Consider the following 8,860-nt stretch of genomic DNA (forward strand, 5'->3'; position numbering starts at 1 on the left):
GCAGCCGTGCTATCGGGTCGGTATCGGGAGAGATGGAGCAAAAAGCCTCGTCGATCGGCGTCGAAACGGCGAAATCAAACCGGCGGATAGCGGTAGTGGTCAGTCACCCGGGAGATGCCCGCCGGACTGCATCTCCCGATACGTCGTACAGGATGGACAGCCGTGGACGATATCGCCGTTGTCGCCAAAGACGCGAGCGAACTGCTGTGTGACGTGCGTCCCGCAGTTTCGACAGCGGGCACCGGCTGTCGACGATTCCATGGGCTTCCAGTCGTGTTGTGTGGAGTTCATGGGTTGTGGGGGTGTGTACTCGGACGAGTCGCGCTCCGTCGCGTTGCCGACGGGACCGATCCGTGCCGCCCGCGGTCCCGGCGGCCGACGCTGCCGCCGATCCGTCGCGATACCCGCCCGGGCATCATCGAACCAAGGGGAGCAAACGCGAATAAAGGACGCAGACCGTTCACCCTGAGCGCGCGCTTGAGAACCGAGAAAGCGCCTCATTATGCCCGGGAGAAGCGCTCATACCGCTCGAAACGCGCGGTCTCGAAATCGATCGACAAGTCGTATCAATCCCAGTTCAGCCGCGTTGGACGGCAGTCGGCTCTCAAACAGGATATTGACCCGTCGGGGGACGGGTCGAAAGCAGTAATTTCCGGAGCGAAATACGATTTTACGTCGTGCAGCCGACTGGCGGCAGGGGATAAGGTACATCGTTATAAAATACCACTATCGCTTACCGATTTTCGTGCCGGAATGTAATGGTGGAATCCCCGACAGTGGTGGCCCAACCGCCGCCCGTCTCGTATCGTCACCTCTCGTGCAGAGCGAACGGCCCCTGCCCGTCCTGGACGGGTGACTACGACTATGTCAACGCAAGCGAGTAACACGCGATCGGAGTCGACTGCCGACCACGCGGCCCAGCTCGACGTCCTCGGGGACGACTGTGCCCGGACGATCCTCATCGCGACGAGCGAGGGCCCGAAGACGGCGAAAGAACTGACCAAACGAACGGATAGCTCCTCGGCGACCGTCTACCGACGAATCAACAATCTCCTCGAGAGCGAGCTCATTGCCGAGTGCGTGCGGTTCGACGACGACGGCTCACATACGACCGCCTACGAGGCGACCGTCGATGTCCTCCGCGTCCGGATCGACGCCGACGGGATCGATGTTGCGGTGTCGGACGCCGACGAGTAATCCGCGACGGATCGAGGCACATCGCTCGGCCCGTAACCGTACGCCGGTCGATCGCACCACGGTGCCGCTCGAGCGGGCGACGGTCCGACGGACGACACGGCGCGACCGGTCGTCGAACGAGTACTTTCGCTCGAGTAAGCCCGTTTAAATGCGAGCGGTGACGCCTGTATGATACGGATAACAAATATCTACTCAGTAGAACGGTCAGTGTGATTGAACAATGCACGATCTGACCGGCTTCCAGCGCGATCTGTTGTACGTGATCGCAGGTGCTGACCGACCGTCGGGCCAGACGGTTAAAGACGAAGTCGAGAAGTACTACAGTTCGGAGATCAATCACGGGCGCCTGTATCCGAATCTGGACACACTCGTCAACAAGGAGTTGGTCGAGAAGGGACAACTCGACAGACGAACGAACTACTACGCGATCACCGAATCCGGTCGACAGCGGATTCAGGAGCGCCGGGAGTGGGAAGCGCAGTACGTCGACTTCTAGGTGCTCGAACGCGAACGGAGCGGCCCAGCGCAGGCCCGACGGAGCGTCCCGCTCGTCGTCCGACCCCGAACCGAGCAGCAGCCGGTTGTGATCGGTAGCGCGGCCATAACAAAGAACCGGAAGGTGGTTCGATCCGACGAGAATGCCACGCGTACTGTCCGTGCGGAGATCGAACGCCGACCAGCGGCCGGTGGATCGTCGATGAGCCACGAAACGAGTCCCTGGACTCGGTTCGACGTCGTTCGTCGCTATCCCGTCGACCTCGCGGCCGTCTCGATCGGTGCGGTCGTCGCCTATCTGCTCGTGACGGCGATGGCGAGCGAGAGCACTCTCCGGCTGTTCGTAACCGTTCCGCTCGCCCTGTTTCTCCCGGGCTATGCGCTCGTCTCGGTCCTCTTTCCGGCCGGCAAGCGGGAGACACGCGAGACGGCGGCGACGGCCGCCGAGCGCCGTCCACGTGGGATCGACGGGACCGAACGCATGGGGCTGGCGTTCGTCCTCTCGCTGGCGGTCGTGCCCCTGATCGTCTTGCTACTACCGCTTCTCGGACTCGCGCTGACGACGACATCGATCGCCGCAGCCCTCGGGTTCGGAACGGTCGCCGTCGCACAGATCGGCGTCGTCCGGCGGCTTCGGGTACCGGACGGCGATCGGTTTGCCGTGTCACCGCTCGCGGGCCTCGAGACGATCGGCGGCGACGGCACGACCGCGACGGCGTCGTCGATACTGCTCGTGCTGGCGATCGGGACGGCGGTCAGCGCATTGCTCGTCGCGTTCCTGCTACCCGTGACGGCGGGCGGGTTCACCGAACTCGCGCTCTACAGCGAGGATGAGGACGGCGAAGTCGTCGCCGGCGAGCTCCCGAACGAGATCGAGCCCGGTGAGTCGATTCCGCTGACGATCACCATCGAGAACCAGGAGGGTGCCGAGCGGGACTACACGGCCGTCGTTCAGGAACAGACCCTCGAGGACGGGACGGTCGTCGACCGGACGGAGTTACGCCGGATCGACGCGAGCGTCTCGGACGGGGCGACGGGGTCCGGGGAGCGGACGATAACGCCGACGGCAGAGGCGGGGGAAACGGTTCGAATCAGCGTCTTGCTCTACGAGGGTGAGCCGCCGGCGACGCCGACGAACGGGAACGCCGCCGAGGAGACCCACTTCTGGGTGACGGTGACCGAGGAGTGAACCGCGTTTCGGGGCTGCCACCGGTGGCGGAGCCGCGAACGTCCCGTCGGAACCGGGTCCGGACCGGCGGGAGTGATGCGTGGGTCACCGGTCCCCGGCTCGAGGGCGGGGACGGTGGCTTGATGGGAAAAGACAAGTCACGACGAGCGGAGACGGCGGGATCGTCCCGCCGAACGACGGGGTGACGGCTCCCGCGTGGAGAGCGGACACTGACGCTGGTTAGCGGCTCGGACGCCCGATCGGGAGCTCGATCCCCGGACGACGCGAGACGTACTGTGCTGCCGAGAGCCCGAGAACGACGACGCAAACTGCCAGTGCGACGACCGGTGCGGCGGACATCGTCAGCGGACCGATCGCGAGCGCGGAGAGCGCGAACGCGACGACGCCGACCGTCGCGACGGCTGCGTAAAGCCGGTGCCACGGCCGCCGGTCCTCGAGATGCCGGTCGAGATAGGGTTCGAAACGGTCCTCGCTCGGCAGGAGTTCGATCTCGTGGCCGTCCGGGTCCCAGTCGACGATGCCGTGATCCTCGAGCATCGGCAGGTGGGTCTGGTACAGCGAGATGTAGACCCGCCGGCGCTGTGTACGAGTCACGTCGTCGGGGTCGGCATCGTTCTCCCAGGCAGCCACCTGCTCGACGAGCGGTGCGAGATCGCAGGTGCCGCCCTGTCGTTTCAGGTACTGGACCGTTCGGCGTCTGCGCGCATTGCTGAACACGTCGAACAGTTTCGCTTGCGTGAGTTCGCTGTCAGCCATGTGTGCCCTCCTCGTATCGGATCGGATCCCGGTCCCGTCTGACGGGTGAAGTCGGATTCCTCACAGCACACGATGCCAGCGTGTCCCACTTTACTATCACTCTGCTACCCGCCCGAAACGGTATTGTACCAGTTAGCGGCCGTGACTGACGCCTTACTCGACGGTTCACGGATCGACGACGGTTCGAGCGGCCGTTCGCCGCCCCACGGGGCTGGGGACCGGCAACCGTCGTTTGGCCGTCTCGACGACACTGTAGTTCGGAGCTACGAGGCCTGCAGGCCGGGGATAACAAAGCCTCGTTACCGGCTGTTTGAGCACGATTGCCCACGCGGGTATCGATTCACTATGACAGGAATACGCGACCGACCACGATCTCGAGTAGCGGGCCGAACGGACACGGCGCTGTGTTGCCGTCGCGTTCGCTCGAGCGGCGACTGGGGCGGCTCCCGTGCGGACGGAGGGGGTCGGCGATGAGCGAGGCAGTACGCGATGTCGCCCGCGGTGACGACTGTACGATCGACGACGGGGCGACGGTCGGCTACGGCGGGTTCGACGAGCCGACCCGGATCGGCGACGGGGCAACGATCAGAACGGGCTCGATCGTCTACGGCGACGTGACGATCGGCGACGAGTTCGCGACGGGTCACGACGTTCTGATCCGGGAAGGGACGACGATCGGCGACGACGTGCTCGTCGGCACCAAGACGGTCATCGACGGGCGGACGACGATCGGCTCACACGTCAGCCTGCAGACGAACGTCTACGTTCCGACCGAGACGACGATCGGCAACAACGTCTTCGTCGGCCCGGGAGCGGTGCTGACCAACGACGAGTACCCCGTCCGGACCGACGACGGGCTCGAGGGACCGACGATCGAGGACGGCGCATCGATCGGCGCGAACGCGACGCTGTTGCCGGGCGTGACGATCGGCGAAAACGCCTTCGTCGCGGCCGGGGCCGTCGTCACGGTGGACGTGCCGGCAGCGAGCCTGGCCGTCGGGACGCCGGCGAGCGTTCGGGAACTACCGGAGTCGCTCGAGGGGGCCAACCAGCTCGCATGACCGACACCGAACCCACTCCCGAGGGCGACGCGACCGTCGAGGCCACCAGCGCCGGCGCGGGGACCGAAGCGGTCGACGCCGAGCCCGAATTCGACCGCGACGGCGCGTCGACGCCGGTGCCGATCGCCGACCCCGAACTCAGCGCCGACGCCATCGAGCGCGTCGTGTCGGTCCTCGAAGCGGGGCGACTCGCCGACGGCCCCGAAGTCAGGGCCTTCGAGGAGGAATTCGCGAGCTACTGCGGAACGACCGACGCGGTCGCGACCGCCAACGGAACGACCGCCCTCCACGCGGCGCTCGAGGCGATCGGGGTCGAAGCGGGCGACGCGGTGCTCACCTCGCCGTTTTCCTTCGTGGCGAGCGCAAACGCGATTCGGCTGGCGGGGGGGACGCCCGTTTTCGCCGATATCGATCCCGAGACGTACACCCTGGACCCGGCCAACGTGGAACGCGTCCTCGGCGAGCGGAACGATATCGTCGGACTCCTCCCCGTGCACCTCTACGGGCTCCCCGCCGACATGCCGGCGCTGTGCGAACTGGCCGATGCACACGACCTGTTCGTCGTTGAGGACGCCTGTCAGGCCCACGGGGCGAAGATCGACGGCCGGCGCGTCGGCGAGTTCGGCGATGCCGCGTGTTTCTCGTTTTACCCGACGAAGAACATGACCACCGGCGAGGGTGGCATGATCGTCACCGACCGCGACGACATCGCCGCGCGGGCGGCGAGGTACGTCAATCACGGTCGGGAGAGGGACGGGACCGGCGGCTACGAACACGTCGCTCTCGGCCACAACTACCGGCTGACGAACGTGGCGGCGGCGATCGGTCGCACCCAACTCGAGCGTCTCCCGGCGTGTAACCGTGCCAGGCGCGAACACGCGACATACTACGACGATCGGCTGTCCGACCTCCCCCTCGAGACGCCGACGGAACCGGCGACCGCACGGCACGTCTACCACCAGTATACGGTTCGGACCGACGAGCGGGACGCCCTCGAGTCGACGCTTAGCGACTGGGAGGTCCAGACCGGCGTCTACTACGAGACGCCGATCCACCGCCAGCCGGCCTACGAAACGGTCAGCACGGCCGCCGCGTCGTTACCGCAGGCGGAACGGGCCGCCGCCGATGTCCTTTCCCTGCCCGTCCATCCCGGGCTGACCGAGCGCGACCGGCGGACCGTCGTCGAAGCAGTACGCGATCACTTCACCAGCCAATGAGTACGGACCACCGAGCGAACGCGACGAGGGAGGAACCGATCCGGGCCGGCGTCGTCGGCGTCGGCTCCATGGGCGAAAACCACGCGCGCGTCTACGGCGAACTCGCCGGCGTCGAACTCGTCGGCGTCACCGACCGCGACGACGACGTGGCCGAGACGATCGCGACGCGATACGGGACCGACGCGCTCGCGCTCGAGACGCTGTGTGACCGCTGCGATGTTGTGACGGTCGCCGTCCCGACGCCCGCCCATTACGAGACGGTTTCGACCTGTCTCGAGGCGGGTGTCCACGTGCTGGTCGAGAAGCCGATCGCGGCAACCGTCGAGCAGGGCCGCGCACTGGCCGAGCAGGCCCGCGAGGCGGGACTGGTCCTTCAGGTCGGCCACATCGAACGGTTCAACCCGGCGGTGCAGACGGTCGCGGGGCTGATCGACGATCTGGACGTGATCAGCGTCGAGGCCGAGCGCCTCGGACCGCCGATCGATCGGACGGCCCCGGGCAACGTCGTCTTCGATCTGATGGTCCACGACATCGATATCGTCGGCTCGCTGCTCGACGACAAGCCACACTCGCTGGCCGCGATGGGTACCGACAACGGGCAGTACGCCACCGCGACCATCGAATACGATGATGTCATCGCGACGGTGACGGCGAGTCGCCTCACGCAGAAGAAGATCCGAACGCTCACCGTCACCGCCCGCGAGTGTCTCGTCGAGGTCGACTACCTCGAGCAGTCGGTGTTGATCCACCGCGATTCCTACCCCGAGTACGTCGCGGACGACGGCCAGCCCCGCTACCGCCACGAAAGCGTCGTCGAGAGACCCCGCGTCGACAGCGGCGAGCCGCTTCGCAACGAACTCGAGTCGTTCGTCGGGGCCGTTCGTACCGGGTCGACGCCGACAGTCACCGCCGAAGACGGGATCGCAGCCCTCGAGACGGTCAAGGTGATCGATCGGCTCGCGACGGGACCGTCGGAAGAGACGGGCGACGCCCCGCCGAAAGAACGTGAGGTGGAGGTCTGATGGCGGAGCGTTCGGTCGACGAGGAACCGACGCGCCGATCCGGGGGTTTCGGCGGGCGGACGACCGGCGGGCTCTACGGCTCGAGTCACCCGCCGGAGCGACAGCGCGACCGGGTGACCAGCGGAGAGTTGCCGGTTGCCGTCTACGGGCTCGGCAAGATGGGACTCCCGCTCGCGGCGGTGTACGCCGAGACGACGGGTAACGTGACCGGTGTCGATGTCGACCCCGCGGTCGTCGACACGATCGCCAGCGGCGGGAGTCACGTCGGCGGCGAACCCGGACTCGACGACCTCGTCGCCGCCCAGGTCGACGCCGGCCGACTCGAGGCGACGACCGACGGCGAGGCGGCGGCGGCCGCGGCGCGGATTCACGTCGTCATCGTCCCGACCCTGCTGGACGACGAGAACGAGCCGGACCTGACGACCGTCGAGTCAGTTGCCGACGATATCGCCGCCGGACTCGCCCCGGGGGACCTGGTGATCGCCGAGTCGACGCTTCCGCCGGGGACCTGCCGCGATGTCCTCCGGCCCCATCTCGCGAGCGAGAGCGGACTCGCGCCCGACGCGTTCGGGCTCGCGTTCTGTCCGGAACGCACGTCCTCGGGGACGGCGCTGCGGGACATCCGCGGCCAGTACCCCAAGGTCGTCGGCGGCGTCGACGCGGCGAGCACTCGCGCCGCGGCGATCGTCTACGAGGAACTCTCGGACAACGACGTCCACCCGGTTTCGGACGCGACGACCGCGGAAGCGGTCAAAGTGTTCGAAGGGCTCTACCGCGACGTAAACATCGGCCTGGCGAACGAACTCGGCCGCCTCGCGGACGAGCTCGGGATCTCCGTTCGCGAGGCGATCGACACGGCAAACGACTTGCCCATGTGTCAGTTGCACGACCCCGGTCCGGGCGTCGGCGGCCACTGTATCCCGTACTATCCGCACTTCCTGCTCGGCCGAACCGACGAGCCGCTGGCCGTGACTGGGACTGCCCGCCGCGTCAACGACGAGATGCCGGCGGTCGTCGCCGACCGCCTCGAGCGGGAACTCGAGCGGGCCGGTATCGCCCTCGCGGACGCCTCGGTCGTCATCCTCGGGCTCACGTATCGCCCCGGCGTCGAGGAGATCCGTGCCTCGCCCGCGCTGGGGCTCATCGACGCCCTCGGCGAGCACGGCGCGGACATCGCCGGCGTCGACCCGCTCGTCGATCCGGCCGACTACGGCGCGCGACCGGTCGCGATCGACGGGCTGGCTGCGGAGTCGTTCGACGCCGCCGTGATCGTCACGCCCCACGCGGCGTTCGATCGGATCGACTGGACCGCGCTCGAGCCGATGGTGGTCGTCGACGGCCGGGACGCGGTCGATCTCTCGGAGACGGCCCATCGGGAATACGACCTGGCTGGCTCGAGCGACGGACGGCCGCCGAGCGGAGCGCGCGGCGACGCGGGGAGCCACCGTGGAGCGTCGAGGACGACGCCGGGCGGAGAGAACGATGTATAAGGGAGACCGGATCGGCGTCGTCGTCACGGCATACGACGAGGCGTCGTTCGTCGGCCGCGTCATCGAGACGGTACCCGACTTCGTCGACCGGATCTACGCCGTCGACGACCGATCGCCCGACGACAGTTGGGCGGTCATCAGGCGGGCCGCCGAGCGGGTCAACGAGGAAGCCGAGGGCGAGACACTGCCGGCTGTCGCGGCGGCCGATGGCGGCGACGACCGGCGCGTCGTCCCGATCCGTCACGCGGAGAACCGCGGCTACGGTGCGGCGGTCAAGACGGGCTACCGCCGCGCCGCCGAGGACGGGATGGACGTCGTCGCCGTGATGAACGGCGACGGGCAGATGGACCCCGCCATCCTCGATCGGATCGTCGACCCCGTCGTCACCGGCGAGGTCGAGTACGCCAAGGGCAACCGGCTGCTCCGTCCCGAG

At 67.2% G+C, this 8,860-nt stretch carries 10 protein-coding genes; 8 read left to right on the forward strand and 2 right to left on the reverse strand.

What is annotated here, in order from left to right; all coding sequences use genetic code 11:
* Window positions 1-99: 99 nt before the first annotated feature.
* Entirely contained in the window at window positions 100-261 is a 162-nt protein-coding gene (locus C486_RS21540) for a DUF7563 family protein (protein WP_007109247.1), read from the reverse strand.
* A gap of 603 nt (window positions 262-864) precedes the next feature.
* Here C486_RS21540 and C486_RS03830 point away from each other — a divergent pair.
* The 3 genes from C486_RS03830 (at window position 865) to C486_RS03840 (ending at window position 2,881) form a co-directional block, all read left to right on the forward strand.
* Window positions 865-1,197: a winged helix-turn-helix domain-containing protein gene (locus C486_RS03830; protein WP_008453247.1), complete on the forward strand. Its 333-nt coding sequence runs from the start codon at window positions 865-867 to the stop codon at window positions 1,195-1,197.
* Between the two features lie 220 nt (window positions 1,198-1,417).
* Window positions 1,418-1,693 (forward strand): PadR family transcriptional regulator, encoded by a 276-nt coding sequence (locus C486_RS03835; protein ID WP_008453250.1) that lies wholly within the window; start codon window positions 1,418-1,420, stop codon window positions 1,691-1,693.
* Window positions 1,694-2,881, forward strand: a complete 1,188-nt coding sequence (locus tag C486_RS03840) for a DUF1616 domain-containing protein (protein ID WP_008453253.1) — start codon at window positions 1,694-1,696, stop codon at window positions 2,879-2,881. It begins immediately after the preceding gene.
* 219 nt (window positions 2,882-3,100) lie between these two features.
* On the opposite strand, the gene C486_RS03845 is transcribed toward C486_RS03840, so the two are convergent.
* A complete protein-coding gene (locus tag C486_RS03845) occupies window positions 3,101-3,637 on the reverse strand; it encodes a DUF7344 domain-containing protein (RefSeq protein WP_008453255.1) in 537 nt (178 codons plus the stop codon).
* Between the two features lie 470 nt (window positions 3,638-4,107).
* On the opposite strand from C486_RS03845, the gene C486_RS03850 reads away from it, so the two are divergent.
* The 5 genes from C486_RS03850 to C486_RS03870 form a co-directional block, all read left to right on the forward strand.
* Window positions 4,108-4,698 carry an acyltransferase gene (locus tag C486_RS03850; protein ID WP_008453257.1) on the forward strand — a complete coding sequence of 197 codons (591 nt, stop codon included), beginning with the start codon at window positions 4,108-4,110 and terminating at the stop codon, window positions 4,696-4,698.
* The gene (locus C486_RS03855; RefSeq protein ID WP_008453259.1) at window positions 4,695-5,915 is read left to right on the forward strand and encodes a DegT/DnrJ/EryC1/StrS family aminotransferase; all 1,221 of its coding nucleotides are present in this window, start codon (window positions 4,695-4,697) and stop codon (window positions 5,913-5,915) included. The genes C486_RS03850 and C486_RS03855 overlap by 4 nt, the downstream gene beginning before the upstream one ends.
* Window positions 5,912-6,937 carry a Gfo/Idh/MocA family protein gene (locus C486_RS03860; protein WP_008453261.1) on the forward strand — a complete coding sequence of 342 codons (1,026 nt, stop codon included), beginning with the start codon at window positions 5,912-5,914 and terminating at the stop codon, window positions 6,935-6,937. Before C486_RS03855 ends, C486_RS03860 begins: the two co-directional genes overlap by 4 nt.
* Window positions 6,937-8,427 (forward strand): nucleotide sugar dehydrogenase, encoded by a 1,491-nt coding sequence (locus C486_RS03865; RefSeq protein WP_008453262.1) that lies wholly within the window; start codon window positions 6,937-6,939, stop codon window positions 8,425-8,427. The genes C486_RS03860 and C486_RS03865 overlap by 1 nt, the downstream gene beginning before the upstream one ends.
* On the forward strand, window positions 8,420-8,860 hold a 441-nt coding region (locus tag C486_RS03870; RefSeq protein ID WP_008453264.1), incomplete at its 3' end, for a glycosyltransferase family 2 protein. The genes C486_RS03865 and C486_RS03870, both read left to right, overlap by 8 nt.

The sequence above is a fragment of the Natrinema gari JCM 14663 genome (genome assembly GCF_000337175.1).
Taxonomy (GTDB): domain Archaea; phylum Halobacteriota; class Halobacteria; order Halobacteriales; family Natrialbaceae; genus Natrinema; species Natrinema gari.

What these genes read in the sequence shown, in the direction of transcription:
- C486_RS21540 (WP_007109247.1), bottom strand. Translation starts at nt 261, where the DNA reads ATGGAATCGTCGACAGCCGGTGCCCGCTGTCGAAACTGCGGGACGCAC.
- C486_RS03830 (WP_008453247.1), top strand. Translation starts at nt 865, where the DNA reads ATGTCAACGCAAGCGAGTAACACGCGATCGGAGTCGACTGCCGACCAC.
- C486_RS03835 (WP_008453250.1), top strand. Translation starts at nt 1,418, where the DNA reads ATGCACGATCTGACCGGCTTCCAGCGCGATCTGTTGTACGTGATCGCA.
- C486_RS03845 (WP_008453255.1), bottom strand. Translation starts at nt 3,637, where the DNA reads ATGGCTGACAGCGAACTCACGCAAGCGAAACTGTTCGACGTGTTCAGC.
- C486_RS03850 (WP_008453257.1), top strand. Translation starts at nt 4,108, where the DNA reads ATGAGCGAGGCAGTACGCGATGTCGCCCGCGGTGACGACTGTACGATC.
- C486_RS03855 (WP_008453259.1), top strand. Translation starts at nt 4,695, where the DNA reads ATGACCGACACCGAACCCACTCCCGAGGGCGACGCGACCGTCGAGGCC.
- C486_RS03860 (WP_008453261.1), top strand. Translation starts at nt 5,912, where the DNA reads ATGAGTACGGACCACCGAGCGAACGCGACGAGGGAGGAACCGATCCGG.
- C486_RS03865 (WP_008453262.1), top strand. Translation starts at nt 6,937, where the DNA reads ATGGCGGAGCGTTCGGTCGACGAGGAACCGACGCGCCGATCCGGGGGT.